The sequence below is a fragment of the Massilia rubra genome (assembly GCF_011682065.1).
GTDB classification, from domain to species: domain Bacteria; phylum Pseudomonadota; class Gammaproteobacteria; order Burkholderiales; family Burkholderiaceae_D; genus Telluria_A; species Telluria_A rubra.
Window position 1 is genome coordinate 24,697 of sequence record NZ_VUYU01000018.1, and the last position, 21,454, is coordinate 46,150.

General features: G+C 65.9%; 18 protein-coding genes. 6 read left to right on the forward strand and 12 right to left on the reverse strand.

Annotated features, from left to right (window positions below):
• Nucleotides 1–51 precede the first annotated feature (51 nt).
• Entirely contained in the window at nt 52–597 is a 546-nt protein-coding gene (locus F0185_RS23185; protein WP_167228481.1) for a hypothetical protein, read from the forward strand.
• A gap of 57 nt (nt 598–654) precedes the next feature.
• Entirely contained in the window at nt 655–918 is a 264-nt protein-coding gene (locus F0185_RS23190; protein WP_167228482.1) for a hypothetical protein, read from the forward strand.
• Here the strand turns inward: F0185_RS23190 and F0185_RS23195 are convergent.
• The 6 genes from F0185_RS23195 to F0185_RS23225 are packed head-to-tail and all read right to left on the reverse strand — an operon-like array spanning nt 892 to nt 10,298.
• Nucleotides 892–3,984, reverse strand: a complete 3,093-nt coding sequence (locus F0185_RS23195; protein WP_167228484.1) for an efflux RND transporter permease subunit — start codon at nt 3,982–3,984, stop codon at nt 892–894. The genes F0185_RS23190 and F0185_RS23195 overlap by 27 nt on opposite strands.
• A complete protein-coding gene (locus F0185_RS23200) occupies nt 3,981–5,072 on the reverse strand; it encodes an efflux RND transporter periplasmic adaptor subunit (protein WP_167228486.1) in 1,092 nt (363 codons plus the stop codon). Before F0185_RS23200 ends, F0185_RS23195 begins: the two co-directional genes overlap by 4 nt.
• Complete coding sequence (locus F0185_RS23205; RefSeq protein ID WP_167228488.1) at nt 5,069–6,259, reverse strand: MFS transporter; 1,191 nt, start codon at nt 6,257–6,259, stop codon at nt 5,069–5,071. Before F0185_RS23205 ends, F0185_RS23200 begins: the two co-directional genes overlap by 4 nt.
• Nucleotides 6,256–8,331, reverse strand: a complete 2,076-nt coding sequence (locus F0185_RS34480; RefSeq protein WP_223164562.1) for an ATP-grasp domain-containing protein — start codon at nt 8,329–8,331, stop codon at nt 6,256–6,258. Before F0185_RS34480 ends, F0185_RS23205 begins: the two co-directional genes overlap by 4 nt.
• A gap of 18 nt (nt 8,332–8,349) precedes the next feature.
• The gene (locus F0185_RS23220; protein WP_167228490.1) at nt 8,350–9,357 is read right to left on the reverse strand and encodes a pyridoxal-phosphate dependent enzyme; all 1,008 of its coding nucleotides are present in this window, start codon (nt 9,355–9,357) and stop codon (nt 8,350–8,352) included.
• Nucleotides 9,358–9,359: 2 nt separating this feature from the next.
• A complete protein-coding gene (locus F0185_RS23225) occupies nt 9,360–10,298 on the reverse strand; it encodes a GHMP family kinase ATP-binding protein (RefSeq protein WP_167228492.1) in 939 nt (312 codons plus the stop codon).
• Between the two features lie 137 nt (nt 10,299–10,435).
• On the opposite strand from F0185_RS23225, the gene F0185_RS23230 reads away from it, so the two are divergent.
• On the forward strand, nt 10,436–10,870 hold the full coding sequence (locus F0185_RS23230; protein ID WP_167228494.1) for a Fur family transcriptional regulator: 435 nt from the start codon (nt 10,436–10,438) through the stop codon (nt 10,868–10,870).
• Between the two features lie 21 nt (nt 10,871–10,891).
• Here the strand turns inward: F0185_RS23230 and F0185_RS23235 are convergent, their stop codons facing one another.
• The 3 genes from F0185_RS23235 to F0185_RS23245 are packed head-to-tail and all read right to left on the reverse strand — an operon-like array spanning nt 10,892 to nt 14,444.
• The gene (locus F0185_RS23235; RefSeq protein ID WP_167228496.1) at nt 10,892–12,355 is read right to left on the reverse strand and encodes a DUF3526 domain-containing protein; all 1,464 of its coding nucleotides are present in this window, start codon (nt 12,353–12,355) and stop codon (nt 10,892–10,894) included.
• Nucleotides 12,352–13,737: an ABC transporter permease subunit gene (locus tag F0185_RS23240; protein WP_167228498.1), complete on the reverse strand. Its 1,386-nt coding sequence runs from the start codon at nt 13,735–13,737 to the stop codon at nt 12,352–12,354. The genes F0185_RS23235 and F0185_RS23240 overlap by 4 nt, the downstream gene beginning before the upstream one ends.
• The gene (locus tag F0185_RS23245) at nt 13,734–14,444 is read right to left on the reverse strand and encodes an ABC transporter ATP-binding protein (protein WP_167228500.1); all 711 of its coding nucleotides are present in this window, start codon (nt 14,442–14,444) and stop codon (nt 13,734–13,736) included. Before F0185_RS23245 ends, F0185_RS23240 begins: the two co-directional genes overlap by 4 nt.
• An 89-nt stretch (nt 14,445–14,533) precedes the next feature.
• Between F0185_RS23245 and F0185_RS23250 the strand changes: the two genes are divergently transcribed.
• Together F0185_RS23250 and F0185_RS23255 are read left to right on the forward strand one after the other, a co-directional pair.
• A complete protein-coding gene (locus tag F0185_RS23250; RefSeq protein WP_167228502.1) occupies nt 14,534–16,726 on the forward strand; it encodes a TonB-dependent receptor in 2,193 nt (730 codons plus the stop codon).
• 105 nt (nt 16,727–16,831) lie between these two features.
• Entirely contained in the window at nt 16,832–17,287 is a 456-nt protein-coding gene (locus F0185_RS23255; protein ID WP_167228504.1) for a tellurite resistance TerB family protein, read from the forward strand.
• Between the two features lie 36 nt (nt 17,288–17,323).
• On the opposite strand, the gene F0185_RS23260 is transcribed toward F0185_RS23255, so the two are convergent.
• The 3 genes from F0185_RS23260 to F0185_RS23270 all read right to left on the reverse strand — a co-directional run bounded on the left by F0185_RS23260 (nt 17,324) and on the right by F0185_RS23270 (nt 20,400).
• A complete protein-coding gene (locus F0185_RS23260) occupies nt 17,324–18,955 on the reverse strand; it encodes a M28 family peptidase (protein ID WP_167228506.1) in 1,632 nt (543 codons plus the stop codon).
• 212 nt (nt 18,956–19,167) lie between these two features.
• The gene (locus F0185_RS23265; RefSeq protein WP_167228508.1) at nt 19,168–19,728 is read right to left on the reverse strand and encodes a zinc-binding metallopeptidase family protein; all 561 of its coding nucleotides are present in this window, start codon (nt 19,726–19,728) and stop codon (nt 19,168–19,170) included.
• A 3-nt stretch (nt 19,729–19,731) separates the two neighbouring features.
• The gene (locus F0185_RS23270; RefSeq protein ID WP_167228510.1) at nt 19,732–20,400 is read right to left on the reverse strand and encodes an energy transducer TonB; all 669 of its coding nucleotides are present in this window, start codon (nt 20,398–20,400) and stop codon (nt 19,732–19,734) included.
• A 318-nt stretch (nt 20,401–20,718) separates the two neighbouring features.
• Between F0185_RS23270 and F0185_RS23275 the strand changes: the two genes are divergently transcribed.
• Nucleotides 20,719–21,369, forward strand: a complete 651-nt coding sequence (locus F0185_RS23275) for a response regulator transcription factor (protein WP_126077256.1) — start codon at nt 20,719–20,721, stop codon at nt 21,367–21,369.
• Nucleotides 21,370–21,454 lie beyond the last annotated feature (85 nt).

The window sequence follows — 21,454 nt, forward strand, 5'->3', positions numbered from 1 at the left end:
GCTGGGCTCGTGTACGATTCTCCAACCTGAAATTGTTTTGGAATCGCCCGAATGTTACTGGAAGATCTCGCCACGCACTGCCCGCTTCACCGCGATGCGCTCAATGACGGGTACGTCATTATTTCGTACGGCTTGTACCGCCACAGCGCGGCGTTCATGGAAGCCCACCGCAACCTGTTTCCCAACTCAAGATTAACGGTGTTGGGTGGTTGCATGGTGCAGGACGAAATCATCTACTGCGTACGCTATTGCAATGCCTGCCGCAAAGCCCATTTTCAGTGGGCGACACAACATAATTCGTTTGCTGGCTTGCCGCACATGGCCGAGGACTTCGAGCGCGTCCTGCACATGCGCTTCGGCATGGAAACCTCTGTTCACACCGTTCCCCCCGAAGTGCACGAGCTGATGCGGGCACACAAACTAGTCAATGCCGTCAAAGTCCTGCAACGCGCCAACCCGGGCGTGGAGATTCCCGAGTTGCGCGCACACATGCGCTACCTCGCCCGCAGCGCGGAACTGGAGCACGCGGTCCGGATGATGCGCCAGGGCGGTCCACACCTGGCATACAGAGAGCACGGAATAACGCTGTTGTCATAACACGGGTGTCAGGTCTGACAAACGCGCACCTCGCCTACACCGACGAAAGATGACTACATGACTTGTCCAAGCTGCAAATCCAAAAAAGTGCTCACCGGCCGGGTCAAGGTCAAGCTGGGCGAAGGCGGTGCGGTGAATGCCTTTTACCCGGACGGCTTGAAGCTCCTGACCTTGAAAAAGTCGGTCCCGCTGGTGCACGAGACGCTGTCCGTGTGCACGGCATGCGGCCATCTGTGGGGCCGCATCCGCCCCGCCGAGCTGGCGGCCCTGATCGAACGAAGCGGCAAGGACGAACTAAAGAAGCGCCTCGTCGACGACTGATTGCCGCCGCCCGGCCCGCACCGTTCCACCCCGCGCAGGCTTGTTCTTGCGCTCATACCTGTCCAGCGCAAGGTACATCGCCGGCGTCACGTACAGCGTAATCAACTGCGAAAACACCAGTCCTCCAACGACCGCAAGCCCCAGCGGCTGGCGCAGTTCCGCCCCCGCGCCCCATCCCAGCGCAATCGGCAGGGCGCCCATCAGCGCCGCAATGGTCGTCATCATGATCGGCCGAAAGCGCAGCAGGCAGGCCTGGCGCACCGCCAGCTCCGGCGCCATGCCTTCCTCGCGTTGCAGGTGCAGGGCGAAGTCGATGATCATGATCGCGTTCTTCTTCACGATCCCGATCAGCAGCAAAATGCCGACCACCGCGATCATGGTCAGCTCCATCCCGAGCAGCCACAGGGTCAGCAGCGCGCCCACCGCCGCCGACGGCAGCCCCGCCAGGATGGTCAGCGGGTGAATATAGCTTTCGTACAGCACCCCGAGCAGGATGTAGATGACCGCCAGCGCGGCCACGATCAGCCACACCTGGCTCGATTGCGCCTCCTGGAACACGGCCGCGTCGCCGCCATAGCGTGCCACGATCGACGCTGGCAGCTTCATCTCGCGCGCCATCGCGTCGATGGCGCCGGTGGCCTCGCCCAAGGCCACGCCCGGCCCAAGATTGAACGACAGCGTGATCGCCTGCAGCTGCCCCTGGTGGTTGACCGACAGCGGCCCAAGCGCGCGCTCCACCGTCGCAAAGCTCGACACGTTCACCAGCTCACCGGCCTTGCTGCGCACCGACACCCGGCCCAGCGCATTCTCGAACTGGCGCTCTTCCTGCGCCGATTCCAGGATCACCGAATAGGTGGCGGCCGTGCCATAAATGGTCGCCACCTGGCGTTCGCCAAACGCCGAGTACAGCGCGCTGCGTACATCAAGCATGCGCACGCCGAGCACCGCCGCCTTGTCGCGGTCCACTTTCAAGCGCGCCTGAAGACCGCGATTGCGCGCATCGCTGGTCACGTCGGTAAAGCGCGCATCGGCCCGCATCCGCTCCAGCAAACCGGTGGCCCATTCATCCGGACCGCCGGCCCCCACGCTTTGCAAGGTGTACTGATAGCGGCTCTTGCTGGGCCGTCCACCGACCTGGAAATTCTGCACCGGCTTGAAATACACGCCCACGCCGGCGATCCCGCTGGTAGCGCGTTTCAGGCCCTTGACCACCTCGGCCATCGGCGCGCGCTCCCCGCGTGGTTTGAGCAGCAGGAACAAGCTGCCGTTGTTGTCGCCGCTGACCGACGATGACACGTCGCGCACATTCGGGTCGGCCTTGACCGCCGCCGCCACCTTCATGTGCAGTGCCAGCATGGCGGACGACGAAATATCCTCCGAGGCCTCGGTCGAGACGCGGATCTGGCCCAGGTCTTCCTCCGGCAGCAGGCCCTTGGGAATGGCGATGTACAGCCCCACTGTCAGCGCCAGGATGGCCAGCGCCGCCAGCAGCACCGCGCCGCGCCGCGCGAGCGCCCGCTCGAGCGAACCGGCATAGGCGTGCTCCAGGCGCCCGAACAGGCTGGCCTTGTCGGCCACGTGCTGTTCATCGTCGTGCAGCAGGCGGCTCGCGAGCATCGGCACCAGGGTGAGCGACACCAGTGCCGACACCAGCACCGCCAGCGACACCACCACCGCGAATTCGTGGAACAGCAATCCCATCACGCCCGGCATGAAGAAAATCGGCATGAACACCGCCGCCAGCGAGATCGAAATCGACACGATGGTCAGGCTCACCTCGCGCGAGCCGGTAATGGCCGCGTCAAGCGGGCTTTTGCCGGCCTCGATATGGCGCACGATATTTTCGAGCACCACGATCGCATCGTCCACCACCAGCCCCACCGCCAGCGTGATCCCCAGCAGCGAGACGTTATTCAGGCTGTAGCCGAGCCAGTGCATCAAGAGCAGTGTCCCCAGCAGGGAGACGGGAATCGTCAGCGCCGGAATCATGGTCGCCGCGGCGCGCCGCAGGAACAGAAAGATCACCAGGATCACCAGCGCGATGGTCAGCCCGAGCGTGATGTTCACGTCAATCATGGCCTCGCGCACCGATACCGAACGGTCGTTGATGATGTTGACCGTGACCGATTGCGGCAGCTGCGCGCGCATGCGAGCGAGCGTCTGCTTGGCCGCATCCACCACCGCCAGGGTATTCGCATCGGGCTGGCGAAACAGTAGCAGCACGATCGAACGCTCGCCGTTGAAGCTGGTGGCCGAGCGCACCGACTGGTAGCTGTCTTCCACCGTGGCCACGTCTTCCAGCCGCACCGGCTGGCCGCCGCGCATGGCCACGATCAGGCCCGCGTAATCGGCCGCCTTGAGCAGTTGCGCGTTACCCTGGATGACCATGTTCTGCGCCGGCCCGTCCAGCACACCGAGCGGCGAATTGGCGTTGGCTGCCTGCAGCGCAGCCGACAGTTCGTCCATCGACAGATCGCGCGCCTTCATGCGGCCCGGATCGGCGCGCACGCGCACGGCAAAACGCTTCTGGCCCAGCACCGTCATCTGCGCCACGCCCGGCAGGCCGGACAAGGCCGGCGCGATCAGGTTTTCGGCGTAGTCGTTCAGCTCCGACAGGTCCATCGACGGCGACGTCATCTCCATCGACAGCACCGCCGCTTCGGCCGGGTTGACCTTGCGGTACGATGGCAGCTCGGTCATCTCGCGCGGCAGTGCGCGCTGCGCCCGCAGCAGCGCCGCCTGCACGTCGACCGCAGCGGCGTTGATGTCGATGGCCGGCCCGAATTCCAAGGTCAGCGAGGTCGCGCCCAGGGTGCTGGTGGAGGTCATCAGGCTCACGCCGGCCACCGCCGAAAACTCCTTCTCCAGCGGCAGCGCCACCGACGACGCCATGGTGTCGGGGCTGGCGCCCGGCAGGTTGGCCTGCACGTTGATCACCGGCGTGTTGTAGCTCGGTAGCGCGGACACCGGAATGAAGCGGTACGCCAGCAGCCCGGCAACCACCAGGCTGACCGACAGCAGCACCACCATCACCGGGCGCTCGATGCACAATGCGGACAAGTTCATCCCCGGCCCGCCTTGATCCGCGCGCCAGGTTTGAGATTCTGCTTGCCCTCGGTGACGATGGTTTCGCCGCCCGCAAGGCCGGTCACCGCGGCGCTCGACCCGAATCCGTGCAGCCGCTTCACCGCCACCTGCTTCACCGTCTGGTCCGGCCCCACCACGTACACGAAGGCCCCGGCGGGACTGGTGATCATCGCCGCCTGTGGAATCACCACGGCCCCGCGCAGCGTGCTTACCGTGACCCGTGCGTCCACATACTGCCCCGGCCACATGGCGGCGTCGCCGTTCTCGAAACTCGCCTTGACCCGGATCGCGCCGGCCACCGGATCAACGCTGTTGTCGATGAAGGTAAGCAGTCCGCTGCGTTTGTTGGCCTCGACCGCCACCGCGCCGCGCCGGTGCGCCGCCAGCAGCTCGCCAACATGCGCTTCCGGTAGCGTGAACGTAACCGCGATCGGATCGAGCCGCGCTACCGTGACCAGCGGCGTGCCGACTTGCACCAGGCTGCCCGGATACAGCTTGATGGCGCCGACCCGGCCCGCCATCGGCGCGCGGATCGCGTTGTAGCCGGCGTCCACCCGTACCGCCCTCAGCGCCGCCTGGTCGGCCCGCAGCAGGGCGCGCGCCGCATCGACCTCGCTGCGCAGCGTGTCCACGGCGGTGATGGCGATGAACTGCTTGTCCAGCAATTCCACGCTGCGCCGGTAGCGCTGCTCAAGGCCGGCCAGCGCCGCTTCGTCGCGCATCACCTGCGCCTGCGCGCGTTCCACGTTGGCGCGTCCGGCACGGTCGTCCAGCGAAAACAGCAACTGCCCTTCATTGACGTACTGGCCCTCGCGGATATGCACTTGCCTGACCGTGCTGGTCGTCTGCGCATGCACGTCCACCACGCTCGTTGGCGTCACGGTGCCGGTTGCGCGCAGCACCACCGGCACGTCGCGCACCACAGGCGTGACGGTGTTGACGATGATGTCGGGCGGGGAGGGCGGCGTTGTGGCCAATGCGGCGTGCGCAGGCGTGCCCCAGAAGCGTGCCGCGCAGGCCACGGCCACCGCGCCGCACAGCATCGCGATCGCGTATTCCTTTTTCATGCGGCCTCCCGCGCGCGCGGCGCCAGGCGAAACAGGCCGAACGCGGAGAGGAGCCCGACCGCGCAAAAAATCATCCACGGCAGCTGCGGCCATTGCTGTGCGCCGGAGAACTCGACCAGCCAACCACCGGTCACGTTGCCGATCGCGCCGCCAAGCGCCAGGCTGAGCGAACTGAAACCGAGAAAGGTCCCCAGCGCTTGCGGATTGGCCATGCTGGCGATCAGGTTCTGCATCGTCGGTCGCACCAGGATCGCCCCAATCGAAAACGCCGCCACGCACACCAGGAAGGCCGCAAACGTCTGCGCCAGGGCGATGGCGCCGGCGCCGAGCGCGATGATCGTCACGCCCAGCACCAGGATCTGCTGCGTCGACAGCCAGCGCTCCGCCACCCGCAGCAGGTGGTATTGCAGCAGCACTGTCAGGCCGGCGCTGAGCGCGAACATGATGCCGACGCTGTCCTGGTTTCCGCTCAGGCGCTCGGCCAGCAGCGGGAAGCTGATATTGATCTGCACCGCCACGAACCAGTAGCCCATCATCAAGCCGGTGAACAGCAAAAAGCGGCGGTCGCGCGTCACCAGTGCGAGGCGGTGCGTCATCGGGCGCGGCGCTTCCGGACTTGCCAGCGGCGGCAGCATCCACAGGGCGATGCCGCAGTTGAGCGCAAAGCACGCCGCGGCCGCCAGGCACACGATCTGGAAGTCCACATGCAGCAGCGCCACGCCGACCAGCGGGCCGACGGTGCTGGCAATGCCGCTGACCCAGTTACTGAGCGCGTAGTAGCGCGGCCGTGTCTCTTCCGTCGTCAAGGCCGCAATCGCCGCCTGGTAGGGCGCTTCGAACAATGCGCCGCCCAGCGCCGACACCACCATCGCCACGCACAGCGTCAAGGCGTCGCCGGCGAAGGCCAGGCTGGCAAAGCCGGCGGCGCGCAGAAGCACGCCGAGGCAGATCATGGGCCGCACGCCGAAGCGGTCGGCCAGCATGCCGCCGACCAGCGCCAGGCCCTGCTGCGTTATCTGGCGCAGCGCCAGCGCGCCTCCGACCACGGCCGCCGCCATGCCGGCATTGCTGACAAAATGCACGCTCACCAGCGGCATCAGCATGGCAAAGCCGACCACCATCAGGAAGGTGTACGCCAGCAGCGCATTGAGCCCGCGCTTGCGGACCTGGTCGGACAAAACGGTCATGGCGCGCGGTACAGGTAGACGGAGGTTGGATCGGCGCTGAACTGCGAGAACGGGAACGGCTCGGCGCAGACTGCGGCCACGCCGTCGCCAAGGAAGCGCGGAATGATGCCGCTGCCGGTCTGCGCATACACGATCAACGGAATGCCGCGCCGGCGCGCCGCCATCAGGATGTCGTCGAACGAGCCGTTGGACAGGGTCATGCCGGTGGCGATGATCATGTCGGCCGTCTCCAGGATCGGCAGCATGTCGCGCGATACCTCCAGCCCGCTGTGCGTGCGTTCCATGTTGAAGTCGCACGGCAGGCAAATGCCGCCGTTTTGCGTAATGGCGTCCACCAGCGGGTTGACCACGCCGATCAGGCCCACGCGCTGGCCCGGCTTGATCGACACCAGCGCGGCAATCGCATTGTCGCGCGCCACCGCGCGCACCGGTGGCGCACCGGCCGGCAAGGTCATGGCTTGCGCCAGCGCCGATTCGCGCGCCGGGCGCACCGCGTTCAGGTAGGCGTCGAGCGCGGCGATGCGCACCGGCAGGCGCGGATCGACCAGCAGGTCGGCCACGCTTGATCCTGCCAGCGCCGGCGCAATCGTCGGGTCGAGCGCATCGCGTTCGATGCAGCAGGCGCCGAACGCCGCGCCCACGCGCAGCACCAGGTAGTAGTTGCGATAGGTTTGCTGGGTGCCCGGAAAACGCGTGCTTTGCGAAATCCACGACGCCCCGATCACGTGCATCGATTCCGGCGCCGGGCCGTACAGGCCGCACTGCACGTCTTCGATCAGGCCCGCCACGTTCCACGGCGCGGCCGGCTCCCTGGCGTCGCCCGCGAAACTGATCGTAACCCGGCTTAACGCCTTCTCCGCATACTTGCGCGCATCCAGGCCGTGCGGGTCGACGGCCACCACGTGGCCGAGGTAGCAGGCGTTGTCGATCGGTGCGGCCAGCTCCTTGCCGCTGGCATTGGTGATCAGCGCGCGCGCCACGTGCGGTGCGCCGGCCACGCTGTCGATGCCGGTCATGGCGCCGACCCTGCCCACGCCTGCCGGCACGAGGAACTTGATGGCCGCGCTCTGCACACCGGTCTCCTTGCGCGTGAGGTCCGGCTGTCGCCCGAGCGCCAGGTCGACCTGGGCCGACAGGAATGCAATGCCGGTAACCCGCTCGATCAGCTCCGCAATGTAGTTGCCGCCCGGGCGCGGATTGATTTCGACGATGCGCGGCCCCTTGCGCGTGATCTTCACCTCGGTGTGGCTGATGCCGTGGTCGAAGCCGACCGCTTCTAGCGCCGCCCTCACCAGTTCGCACACCGCGTCCGTTACGTCGCCATCGAGCCGCGCCGGGAACATGTGCCCGTCCTCGATAAAGTAGGGGAAGCCTGTCAGGCTCTTGTCGGTGATGCCGATGATGGTCGTTTGCCCGCCGAAGGTGCACGCTTCCACGCTCACTTCCTCGCCCTTCATGTATTCTTCCAGCAGCCATAGCGGCTCGCGCGCCTGCTCGCGGAAGTTGGTCGGGAATGCTTCCAGCGCCGCAAACGCCGCGTGCAGTTCCGTTTCGTCCTTGACCAGCTTGACGAAGGCGCTCGACGCCAGGTCCGATGGCTTGAGGATCAGCGGGTAGCCGATGTCGCGGGCCGCCGCGCGCGCCGCTTCCCACGAGGTTACGGCGGCAAACGCCGGATTGGGCAGGCCGGCCTTTTCCAGCGCTTCGCGCACCAGGTGCTTGCGGCGCACCATCGCCACGTTGCTGCAGAACGCCTGCGGCAGCGCCAGAGCCTGCGCCACCTGGGCCACGGTGTCGATGTAGTAGTCGCAGATGGTCACCACGCCGTCGAACTTGAGCACGCGGTGCTGGGCGTGCAAAAAGTCGATCAGCGCCGGCACGTCATTCGTTTCGGTGGTGAGCACATTGGCGGCGTGCGCCAGCACCGGATGGATCGGCGCTTCTTGCCCGTCCAGGTAGTGGGCGCGGTTGCGCGTCACAAAGGTGTAGGTGTGGCCGGCGCCGGTGATGGTGGCGGGGAAAATGCGGCCGGTGCCGCCGACCCAGCTTTCGATCATTAACAGGTGTGCCATGGTGTGATTACTCCCTTTTCAGTTGATGGATTCGGTGGCGGCGCGGCGGTTCCAGGCCATCACCGACCAGGGCAGCACAAGATCCTTGTGCGCATCGATGTGGGTGGGCGCCAGGTCATGCAGTTCCAGCGCGCCCGCGTGCTGCGCGAAGACCGCGTCCACGTAGCGATGGCCGGTATCGGGCGCGATGAACAGCACGGTGCGATCGGGGCGCAGCTGCGCTTCGCGCGCCGCCGCCAGGTAGCAGCAGCCGCTCGACAGGCCGGCGAAGATCGCGTGCCGGCGCAGCAGGGCCACCGCGCCGGCCAGGCCGTAATCGAAGCCGATCCAGTGAATCTGGTCGTACAGCGCGTGCCGCACGTTGCGAAAGGGGATGCCGGTGCCGATGCCGGCGATGACGATGCCGGGGTCTTCGATGTGCGCGCAGCCGAAGGTGACGCTGCCGAAGGGCTGCACGCCGATCAGTTCCACCGCGTCGTCGCTGCAGCGCAAGGCGCGCGCCAGGCCGCCGGTCGAACAACCCGAACCCACGCCGCCGACAATGGTCAGGCAGTCGGTGCCGAGCAGGCGTTCGATCTCGCTGGCGATCGGCTGGTAGCCGGCGTAGTGAATGTCGTCGTGGTACTGCTGCATCCAGTGCACGTGCGGGTTGGCCGCGCGGATGTCGGCGATGCGCGCCACGCGCAGGCTCTGGTCCATCTTCAGGGTGGCCGACGGCGGCACCTGTTCCACGTTTGCGCCGAGCAGCTGCAACTGCACCATCAGCGTCTGGTCCACCGTTTTCGAGGCGATGATGTGGCACTGCATGTCGAACTTGTGGCATGCCAGCGCAAGGGCGTACGCGTAAATGCCGCTGGAGCTGTCGAGCAGCGTGTCGCCACGCTTGACTATGCCGGTCGCCAGCAGGCGCTCCACCGCCACCAGGGTCGAATACACCTTCATCGTCTCGAAACGGGCGACGTACAGGTTGGGGCCGAGGCGTACGAAGTCCGGCGCCTTGATGGCGTCCGCAATGTGATCGAACATGGTCAGAATCCTGTCTGGACGAAGCGGCTTTGGAAGCCCAGGCCGCGAAAGAATGACGAGAGCGCGCCCATTTGCGTGGGCCCGGGTTTGTGGATGAACAGGTAGCCCGCCAGGCTGCCCGTGTGCGCAACAAAAATGCCGTCGGCCCCGTAGCGCGCCTGGTTCTTGAGCAGCACGCCCAGGTTGCGCTTGGGGATGGCATCCTGCCCCAGCACCGCGCTGACCGTGGCGCAGGCGGCAATCGCACCGAGGTCCCCGCGCAAGAAGGCATCGACGGCGTTATCGAGGTTGGCGGTGTAGGGCGTCAACCGTTCCTGGTACAGCGTGAGCAGGCGCGCACCGGTTTTTTCGGTATCGATGCGGTTGCCCTCGTCGATGTAGCAGGCGTGAAAAGTAGGGGCGCTGCCAAAGCACTGCACCACTTGCTGGCGCCCGCTCAGGTACAGCGCGTACGTCTCCAAAAACACGCTGTCGGAGCGCTCGATCGCGCGCAGCGTGGCCGATATCGATTCGCCGCATGACGCAATGCCGAAGATCGCGTCCAGGCAGCGGATGGTGGCCACGATGTCGGCCGTCGAACTGGCCATGCCTTTCCCTTCCAGCAGTTCCGAATCGTGGCTCCAGGTCCCGGGCGGCAGCTGCCTGCCGTGCCGGGCAAGGTAATGGGCGATCGCTTGCCGGCATTTGGTTTTGGTGGCCAGTGCGTTGTCCGCGCCGGCGCGCTCGCCATGCGTGAAGTGCATGCAGCTGTATTTTTTGACCGGTAGCGAGATCAGGCTGATCTGGGCGGCGCCATTCTCGATGTACGGGCCTTGAATCAGCTCGCCCAGGGTGCCGTGGCAGATCCCGCTGCTGATCGCTTCCGCCGTGCCGGCATGCCAGGTGAAGTTGGGCCGCGCCGCTGGTGTGTATCTGCTGTCTGCGAAGTCGATGGAAGGCACGGGGTCATGGCTTTCGTGGTGGAGGTCGAGAGAGAGTTACTTGACTGCTTGGCGTTAACGATAATTGATTATCATTAGCGAGGCAAGCATTTGTTCGGCTTTATGGGATAATGGGTTTTTGCTTCAATAGCCTTGCCATGGAACGTTCTACACGCCAGCGGACAGCGATTCGTACTGTCATCGATGCGGCGGCCCGCCCGCTCACGCCCCAGGAAATCCTCGCCGGGGTACGCGAGACCGTGTCCGAGATCGGCATCGCGACCATTTACCGCAACCTCAAGCTGCTGCTCGACGACGGCACCATCCAGACCGTGAGCCTGCCGGGCGAAAACGCGCGCTACGAAATGAGCCACGCGGCGCATCACCATCACCACCACTTTCACTGCGTGCCTTGCGACCGGGTGTTCGACGTGGAAGGTTGCCCGGGTTCGATGGAGAGCCTCGCGCCGGCTGGGTTTGTAATCGACCGCCACGAGCTGACCCTGTACGGCGTCTGCGCCGATTGCTCGGCGGAGCGCGCGAAGGTGGCGCCGGTGCCGAAGCGCCGGGCGCGTGCGCCGAAGACGCACTAGCCCGTTCTTCGCGTGGGGCGCTTACACCCTGAACTTCCTCCCGCCCCACAGCATTAGCACAACCGCTCCCGCCAGCAGCCACAAATACCCCACCGCGCCGCCAATACTGCCCGCCACGCCGTCCAGCGGCCGGTCCGCCTCGAAGCGCGGAATCTTGTCGTGGTCGGTAAAGTTCATCCGGCCCGCACAGCCCTGGCACGCATTGGTCGGATTGGCCGCTTCGGCCATCGCGCGCGGCCAGAAGAACGCGCGCAGTTCATCGGTGTACTCGCCGGTGCGCTTCAAAAAGCGCTTGTGCCGTTCCACGCCGGTCCCCGCAGCCTGCTGCAGCAAGGTGTCGAACACCAGCGCCGGCGACAGCCAGCGCAGCGTGGCCGCCTTGCCGGCAGCGACATCGTTCTGGCGCGCCGCCGCCCCGGCGCGCTGCGCCACCTGCCGCTCCACCGCCTGCTGCACCGCGATCTGCTTGGTCGCATACGACACCTGGCCAACCCGGTCGGCGGCCGCCGCATACGCCGGATCGGCCCGCGCGAACGCAACGAACAGCGCATCGCGATCGGCCGGCTTGAAGTCGTTCGCGCGGCGCAGGTCGTCGAGGTACAGCAGCGGCGACGGCGCCGGATACGCCATGTCGATGACCAGCGCGCCCGCCGCCGACACGAAGAACGTCAATCCGATCCACACCGACACCAGCCGCAGGTAACTGCCAACCACCCCGATCCGGCTTGCCACCAGCGCCGTCAGCGCCACCCAGAACAGGGTGAAGCCGGCCGTTGCCGCGCCCAGCAACAGCATGGTGTCCATCGTCTGCGGGCTCCAGCAGGGCGTACCCGCCACCAGCAGGGCCAGCACCGTTGCCCCCAGCGTGAACGGCACGCACACAACGGCGGCCACGCCGAATTTGAGCATCACCAGTTGGCGGAACGACGGCAGTTGCGCCGCCATCAGCCGCAGCGCGCCGGAGTCGCGTTCGGCCGCCAGGCGCGAAGCGCCGATGGCGATCAAGGCCAGCGGCAGCACATACACCAGCACGAACGACAGGTCGAAGTCTCCCAGGCTCAGGATGCGCGGGTTGATGAAGTCGAAAGCGGCCGCCGGCGGCGCCACGTAGTCGAGATCCGTCTTGATATAGAACGGCAGCAGCCGTGACTGGCCGATGGCGATGCCCGCCAGCGGCGACGGCGGCTTGACCGCATACGCGGCCAGGCCGTAACGCATGTAGCCGGCGGCGTCGGACGGGTCCTGCCAGTACGGCAGCACCGCATCGAACGGGCGCCTGTAGCGCGCCACGTCGGCCTGCTGCCTCGCCACCTTGGCCGCCGCGTTCACCTTCACCCGGTCCACGGTGGCCTGCTGCGCGTCGGCGTTGGCCTGGCCGTTGATCGCCCCCCAACTCAGTGCCGCAAACAGCAACGCGCCGATGATCCACGTGAAGCGCGCCTTGAGCAGCATCGCCAGTTCGAAGCGGAACAGTGCGCGCGTCATGGCTGCACTCCCTTGGCTGCGCGCCAGGCGGCAAGGCCGGCCAGCACGCACCATCCCAACAGCAGTAGCAAGGGCGCCGCCGCATTCGCCAGTACGCTGCCGAGTGGCGGCGCGCAGTAGGCAAACGCCGGCACCGATTCCCAGAACTGCTTGCCGGTCGACTTGCTGGCGTCTTCGTGTTCCGTATGTCGCATCAAATCTCCATTGAGGCGGTTGACCATCGCGCGCCGGTAGGTTTCGGCGGCTTCGATGAAATGCCGGTGCTGGTAAAAGTCGGTGCCTGCGACGGCCGCGCCGGACGCTTGCAGCGCCACCGTCGGCGTAAAGGCGCCCAGCCAGCCGAAAGTGCGGTCCTGCTGTTCCACCGAATCGTAGAAGCGTCCCAGCACGCGGTCGAACACCGCATGCGATTCGCGTTCCGACTGGTCGAGCTGCGCGGCGCGCACATTGCTCACCTTGGCCTTGATCAGCGCCTGGCGCCGCGCTTCCCATTTGTCGGCCCCTTCGTACGCGGGCGACTCGCTCTCGGTACGATTGCGCACCTCCTGGTACGACGGCACCGGCGCGAGCACCTGCGCCGCATTGCCGGCGGCGCGCGGCAGCACCACGCACAGCACCAGCCAGAGCACCAGCATGATGGTCAGCGCCGCGCGCGCGCTCGGCGCCTTGAGCGACACCGCCAGTGCGATCAACAAGAACACCAGCAGGTACAAGAAGTTCAACAGGCTCCAGATGGCCAGCCGGCCGGCACCGCCCCAGCCGGCGTCGGGCAGGGCCTGCAAGGCGTAAGACCCCATCGCCACCACCGGCGCGAGCGCCATGCACACCAGCAGGCCCACCATCACCGCGAAGCGCGACAGCAGCAGCTGTCCCGGCGTGGCGCCGTTACCGAAGGCCATGCGCAAGGTGCCGCGCTGGCGGTCCTGGGCAAAGCCGGCAAAGCCGAGCAGGATCGCGAACATCGGCCCGAGAACTTCGAGCACCTGCGCCACCGACGCGGCGCTGCGCATGATCGGATCGGCATCCTGGTTGGGGCGGAAAATCATTTCGTTGCGCTTGTGCGCTTCCAGCCAGACCGACAGGCCGACAAACGGCTCGATGCCGGGCGCCAGCACCTGCAGCGGCGACGACGGCTTGACCGCCCACACGCCGAAGTGGGCGGCGCTGTGCGGGTCTTTCTGGCCCTGGGCCAGCCAGCGCGCGCGCTCGGATGCGGCAAAGCGGGTGCGCTCGTCGGCCATGCGCGCTGCGCTGTTCATCGACGCGAAAAACACGATCAGCAGCAGCAATGGCGCCAGCATGGCCACCCAGCGCAGGCGCGGTTCGCGCCACAGGCGCCGGGCTTCGGCGCGCAGCAGCGCCGCATGCAGGGTTGCGCTCATCGCGCCAGCTCCGCAATGTAGACCTGTTCCAGCGTCGCGTGCTCGGTCGTCTGCGGATCAATTTCGCGCTCGATGCGTCCCGCGTGCAGCACGCCGACGCGGGTGGCCACTTCCTTGATGCGGTACAGGTCATGCGTGGCCATGAGGATGGCGACGCCGCGCTGCGAGGCGGCGCGCAACAGGCCGGACAGCTCGGAGGCGGCCAGCGGATCGAGCCCGGAGGTGGGCTCATCTAACAGCAGCAGCTTGGCGTCGCGCGCCATCGCAATCGCAATGCCGACCTTCTGGCGCATGCCTTTCGAGTAGTTGCGCGCGTGCCGTTCGTGCGCGTCGGCGCGCAGGCCGGACTCGGACAGCAAGCGGCGCAGGGTGGCGTCGTCCAGGTCCCGTGACGCCAGCAGCGAAAAATAGCGCAGGTTTTCCAACCCGCTCAGCTCCGGATAAATCGCCACCTGTTCGGGCAGATAGGCGATCGCGCTGCGCGTGCGGGCCGCGTCGCCGGCCACCGGTTCGCCGCACACATGGATGCTGCCGCCGTCCGGCTGCAGGAAGCCGAGGATCAAATTGAGCGTCGTGGTCTTGCCGGCGCCATTGGGCGCGAGCAGCGCGTACACCTCGCCGGCCTGCAAGGTGAGCGAGAGGCCGTTCAGGGCCACGCGTTCGCCGAAACGGCGCGTGACGTTGTCCATCTGGAGGGCTGGTTTCATCATGTCCATGTGGTTGGCTTAACTAAAAGATTGCGAAAGTGTCGGGGACTATACGATAATGAGAACTTATTATCAATAGGAGTCTAGCCGTGAAACTGAAAAAGCTGCCTTGCGCACTGCTTTGCCTGTACAGCCCTTTGGTGGTGTATGCCGACGATGCGCCGCCGCCGATGCAGGTGGTCGTGATCGACAGCGCCCGCGCGCCGGCCGGCAGCGACAGCACGGCCCTTGGCAGCCGCCTCGACCTGACCCTGCGCGAAACGCCAGCCTCGGTCGAGGTGATCGACAGCGCCCTGATCGACGTGCGCGGCGCGCGCAGTCTCGATGAAGCGGTGCGCGGCGCGGTCGGCGTCACCCAGGGCGGGAATGCCACTTCGCCGTCGCAGACGTCGTCGCGCGGTTTCAGTGCGGGCTTTGTCAGCTATCTGTACGACGGCAGCCGCATCGCCGTGCCGACCATGAGCGCGCGTACCCAGGACACATTCAATGTCGAGCGCATCGAAGTGCTCAAAGGCCCGGCCTCGCTAATGTCGGGCGATGGCGCGATCGGCGGCGCGATCAATTTCGTGACCAAGCGGCCCGACCGCGCGCAGGCGGCCAGCGAAGCGATGGTCTCGTACGGGAGCTTCAATACCTGGCGGCTCGGCGCGGGCATCAACCGCCCGCTCGGCGAAACGCACGCGGTGCGCATCGACTACAGCCACCAGCAGACCGATGGCCATATCGACCGCAACAAGCAGCGCTACGACAGCCTGGCCCTGGCCACCACCAGCGCGCTCACGCGCGACATCACGCTCGACCTGAGCCTCGATCTGCTGTCCGATAACGTGAACGCGTACCAGGGTTCGCCGCTGGTGCCGCGCGCGCTGGCGTTTGACCCCAGCGGCGCGGTCAGCGATGCCGGCGGGCGTGTGATCGACCGCCGCCTCGCCTTCAAGAACTACAACGTCGACGACGCTGTAATGGAGTCCGACAGCGCGTGGGCGCGCGCCAAGCTGACCTGGAAGCTCGCTCCCGACTGGACCTTGCGTAACGAACTGTCTTACTACACGGCCGACCGCAGCTGGCGCAATGCCGAAAGCTACACCGTCAGCGCGCCGCGCCAGGTGGTGCGCGACCTGGTCGGCGTCACGCACGACCACCAGGTGTTCGGCAACCGGCTCGACCTGTCTTACACCGGCAAGCTGGCCGGCATGAAGCATCGCTTCGCCGCTGGCGCGGAATACAGCAAAACGCGCTTTGCCACCCAGCGCAGCTTCTCCAATGGCGCCGCCGCCGCAAATGCGGCATTGGCCGTGGACCTGTTCGATCCCGCCTACGGCAGCTACGACGCGCTGAGCGCCAACAGCGCGCTGTACAGCGGCGCCGGCAACCGCACCAATTTTTCAACCAGCATTCCGACCGCCTCGCTGTACCTTGAGGATGCCTTGTGGTTGACCGACCAGTGGACCATCGTCGCCGGCCTGCGCCAGGACCGCGTCAAGCTTGGCCGCCGCACGGCGGACCTGAACACCGGCGTGGCCAGCGCCTATTCCCAGACCTACGATCCGCGCTCGCTGCGCATCGGCGCCGTGTATGCGCTCGACAAGGACCTGTCGGTCTACGCGCAGCACACCAACGCCTCGGCGCCGGTCGGCTCGGGCAACCTGTTGCTGCTGTCCGCCGCCAATGCCGCCTTCGAACTGTCGAAAGGCACGCAGAGCGAAATCGGCATCAAGCAGTCGCTGTTTGGCGGCAGCGTCGACTACACGCTGGCGCTCTACAAGATCGGACTCGATAACATCCTTTCGCGCGACGCGGCTGTGCCGACCCTGACCGTCAACAGCGGCAAGCAATCCTCGCGCGGGGTGGAGCTGGCGGCGGCGTGGCGGCCAACGCGCCAGGTGAGCATCAACGGCAACGTGGCCGTGCTGGACGCCCAGTTCGACCAACTGATCGAAGCGGGCAATGTGTCACGCGCGGGTAACCTGCCGCCCAACGTCGCCAAGAAAACCGGCAACCTGTGGGTCGACTACAAGGTGGACCAATTGCCGCTCAAGCTGGGCGCAGCCCTCAATTACACGGGCGAGCGTTACACCAACAACGCCAACACGATCCGCATGAACGGCTTCGCCACGGCCGACGTGTACGCGAGCTGGCGTCTCGGTTCCGGCGACCTGACCCTGCGCGTGCGTAACCTGGGCGACAAGCTGTATGCCGGCTGGAGCGGGGCCAACGTGAACAGCCAGGTCATCCTGGGCGCGCCGCGTAGCGCCGATCTGACCTACCACGCGCGGTTTTAGGCCGGTTTTGTTACGGACGGCTTAAAGGAGCACCTGTTTGCTGTGGCGAAGCCGAAAATCAGGGTAAGATTGCCGTTCTTATCAACTTGCAAACCGGAGTACACCATGAGTTTCGACAACTTTCTGACTCGCCTGAAAACCAAAGCCGGTGAAATGAAAACGGAAGTACTGAAATTCAAGAACAAGGATTTCATGAACGCGGCCATGGCCGGTTCGGCGCTGATCGCCATGGCCGACGGTAGCATCACATCGGACGAGAAGCAAAAAATGGTCAAGTTCATCGAGACCCACGACGCGCTGTCGGTCTTCACGACCAATGATGTGATCAAGGCTTTCCAGGAACACGTGGGCCAGCTCGAATTCGACAAGGATATCGGCGAATCGAAGGCTTACCAGGCACTGGGCAAGATGAAATCGAACGCCGAAGCGGCGCGCCTGCTGGTGCGCATGGTGATCGCCATCGCATCGGCCGACGGCAATTTCGACGCCCGCGAAAAAGCGGTTGCGGTCAAGATCTGCAAGGAACTGGGCGTCCCCCCGGCCGAATTCGAACTGGCATAAAAAATGGGGTGGGCGCGATGCCCACCCCTTGCTTCTTTACTTGGCTGACGCGCGGATCTTGCCGAAGGCGTCGCCGGCTTTCCAGGCCGGCATCGCTGGCGCGTTCGCCACGCGCAAACCCAGGTTCAGGGTAAACTGCGCCTGCTGCACCATGCCCGACAAATCCCAGGTCGGATCATATTCGTCGCCTACCTGGTGGTAGCGCGCGCGGTACGCCGCCTGCTTGGCCTTGGCGCCTTCGACATCCTTCACGTAGTCCTTGCCGCCTTCGATCGAGAAGGCCGGAATGCCCGCCTTGGCGAAGCTGAAATGGTCGCTGCGGAAGTAGCCGCCCGCCAGGTCCGGCTCCGGCGTGCGTACCGCCAGCCCCATGGCCTTGGCGGTGGCGTCGGCCATTGCGCCCAGCTCCGTGCGTTCGCTGCCCTTGGTGCCGATATCCTTGGCCGCGCCGACGAAATTGAGGCTGTCCAGGTTCAGGTTGGCCGCGGTTTTGTTGGCTGGCCACAGCGGGCTGCTGGCGTAGGCCGCGCTACCGAGCAAACCCTGTTCTTCGGCCGCGACCCACAGGAACATCTGGCTGCGCCTGGCCGGCGCGCGCACCGCTTCCTGCGCCATCGCCAGCAGGCCGGCGCTGCCGGACGCATTGTCGACCGCACCGTTGTAGATGTTGTCGTCGCCGTTGCCTTGCTTGCCCAGGTGATCCCAGTGGGCGCTGTAGATGACGACTTCGTCCTTGAGCTTCGGATCGGTGCCCGGCACCACGCCGGCCACGTTGAACTGTTCGACCATGCGCACGGCCGCTTTCATCTCGCCCTTGACCTTTGCCTTGAGCGCGACCGGCTTGAAGTTCTTGGTCTCGGCCGCGGTGCGCAGCAGGTCCAGGTCTTCGCCGGCGGCGGCGAACAGGGTGCGCGCGGCTGCTTCCGTCATCCAGCCTTCCATGCTGGCGCCGCGCTTGCCTTGCGCCAGCTGGAAGCGTTCGGCGAGCCAGCTGTTTTGCACCACGCTCCAGCCATACGAGGCCGATGCGTCGGTGTGAATCAGCAGCACGCCGGCGGCGCCCTGGCGCGCGGCTTCTTCGAACTTGTAGGTCCAGCGGCCGTAGTAGGTCAGGCCCTTGCCGTTGAAGCGATTCGGCTCGGCGGCGGTCGGCGCCGGGTCGTTGACCATCATGACCACCACTTTGCCCTTGACGTCCATGTCCTTGTAGTCGTCCCAGCCTTCTTCCGGCGCGGTGATGCCGTAGCCGACGAAGACCAGTTCCGCATCCATCGCGTGCACGTCCCTGGCGTCGCCCGGCGCCCAGACCCAATCCTTGCCGAAGGCGAGCGACTGCGCCTTGCCGCCGGCTTCCAGCGCCACGCTGCTGGTGGTCGGCGTGGACTTCACGCCGGCGATCTTGACCGACTGGCGAAAGCTCTCGCCGTTGCCCGGCTTGAGGCCGGCGGCGAGCGCCTGCGCTTCGAGGTAGGCCACGGTCAGGTCGCCGCCGCGCTGGCCGGTGCCGCGCCCTTCGAGCAGGTCGCTCGACAGGAACGACAGGTGGGCGCGCAACGGCGCTTCCTTGACGATGGGGGCCGAGGCGGCGCCGGCGGCGTACGCGGGGAAAGCGACGGCCAGGCTGGTAGCCAGGGCCGTGCTCACGAAGGAGGAAAGCATCTTTTGCATGGGTTCCTAGTGCGGTAAGGGGTGGTAAATACGGCGTCCAGGGAGGACGAAGCGAAACATTGTATGCCATTCCGCCGCACCGTTTGCAAAGGAAATCGCGTCCCGCTAACGCAGCACCAGCGTGTCCGTCGCCAGCGTGCGGCCGCTGCGCGACGCGTCGATAGGGCGCGCGGGGACCGCATCGGCAGGCAGGCCGGGGATCGACTCTTCGATCAACACGCGCGCCGGGCTGCCGCCTTCGATCTCCAGTCTTGGCGCAAAGGCGCACCGTGGCGCAGGGCGCGCAGCGATTCAAGCAGGGCCCCCACGGCGCCGGCGGCGTCGGGAGCATCGGCCACGCTGTCGTAGTGCGTGGCCAGCAGCAGCGGCGGGCGGCGCACCAGTGCGCTGCCGCGCACGCGCAGCACGATGTTGTGCACCACCGCCACGGTGAGCTGATTGGCGCCGCCCGTTACGGTGGCGCTCTGCACCTGCGGGTCGAGGCCGAGCGCGCGCAGCTTTTCGAGCAGGTAATCGCGGGCGCGCAGGTTGGCGTCGCTGGCGATCGGGCGCGGCGTCTGCGCCAGGAAGTCCGCATGCGCCAGCGCGCGCTGAACCGAAAAATCCGCCGGCCCGGCATCGTGCGCCGTCGCCGGCGGGGCGGGGCGCAGCGCGAGCCAGGCCAGGCAGGCGGCCAGCAGCAGGGCGGCCAGTCCCGCCACGCTGCCCGTGCCGGCAATGCGGCTGTCGATCCGCATCGGCGCGGCCGGGGTAGCGGTCGCGCCGGACTGCATCGCTTAGTCGAGCGTCCAGACGTAGGCGATCTGCGCCCATGCCGGTTCGGCTACGCCGCCCACGGTGGCCGGCTTGAATTTGCACAGGCTCAGGGCGGCCACGGCTGCCTTGTCGAGGTCACGCGATCCGCTCGACTTGTCGACGCGGGCGTCGGTCACCTTGCCATCGACGCCGACCAGCAGCGCGAGGTTGACCGTGCCGGTGGCCCCATCGCGGGCGGCACGCGCCGGGTAGCCCGGCTTGGCGCAGGCCGAGGCGTCGGCCAGCACGGCGGTGCGCTTCTCGACGGCCGGCCGGGTCACCGCCGGCGTCACCACCGGATCGACCGTGCGGGTCGGCGGGGTGACTGTTGGCGGTGGTACGACTTTGTCGAACACTTCGGCGACGATGGTGTCGGGGCGCGTCTCGATCACCGTAACGATCGGCTTGGGAATGACGATGGTCGGCTGCACTGGCACCGGCTCGTACTTCTGCGGTTCCGGTGGCGGCTCGACCGGCGTTTCGGGCGTCACTGTCGTCACCGTGAGCGGTGGCGGCACGATGTCGCCCGCCTTCGGCACCCGGTTCATATTGTGGATCAGGGCCGCGCCAACGGCCAGGTGCAGCGCGGTCACGATGGCCATTTTGGTGAATTTGTTGCTTGCGCCGATGTGCTGTTGAGAGAAATGCATGGTGTGCTCCGTATTGTTGTGTTCACGAAATGGGTCGCATGGTGGAAGGCCGCACTGCTGTTTTCCAGTCCATAGATCAAATATATGCTATGTCCTAGCAATTGAAAAGGGTTTTCGTAGTAATTCTTTTGCTGTGCCCGACTAAGTCCGGGTCATTCTGGTGGTAAATCTTGCTTACAGGGCCATGGCTCGCGTCGGGGGCGGATGTGTGAAATAATCTGGTAGGCGCGGCGTGCCTGCCGTCGGGTCGCACACATTGATGCGATTCAATGGCAAGGCGGAGTAAGCGGACGCAGCCTTCACCCGTGGAGAGTACAAGTGCAGACAGAGCAAAAATCGATTCGGGTCTTGCTGGCGGACGACCATCCCATCGTGATGACCGGTTTCGCCATGTCGCTGGCCGGCGTCGGCATGGATGTGGTGGGGCAGGCCAAGACGCCCGATGAAGCCGAAGAGATGTATGCCGCCCTCGATCCGGACGTGCTGGTGCTCGATATCCGCTTCGGTACCGAGTTGACGGGGCTGGACGCGGCCAAGAGCATCCTGGCCAAGTTCCCGCAAGCGCGCATCGTGTTCCTGAGCCAGTTCGACCAGGATAGCCTGATCAAGGAGACCTACCGCCTCGGCGCGCGCGCTTTTGTCACCAAAGATTGCGACCCGGCCGACCTGGCCACGGCGGTCAGCCATGCGCACGAGGGCAAGCTGTATTTCCTGCCGCAGATCGCCGAGCGCCTGGCCAACCTGTCGGTGCGCGGGGACGCCTCGCCGCAGTCGCAGCTCGACCAGCGCGGGCTGGAGATCTTCAAGCTGATGGCCGAAGGCCTGACCAACGCCGAAATCGCCGAGAAGCTCAACCTGTCGACCAAGACCATCAGTAATATCAGCCAGTCGGTCAAGGAAAAGCTGGGCGTGCACCGGCAGGCGTATATCACCAAGCTGGCCGTCAAGTACGGCTTGATCGAACCGTAGTGGGCGGTCGCTTGTTCGCAGGCTTGGGGAGATGGGTCGCGACTGCGCGTTTTCGTCCAATCGCCGTCCGTGTGACGCAAGTATC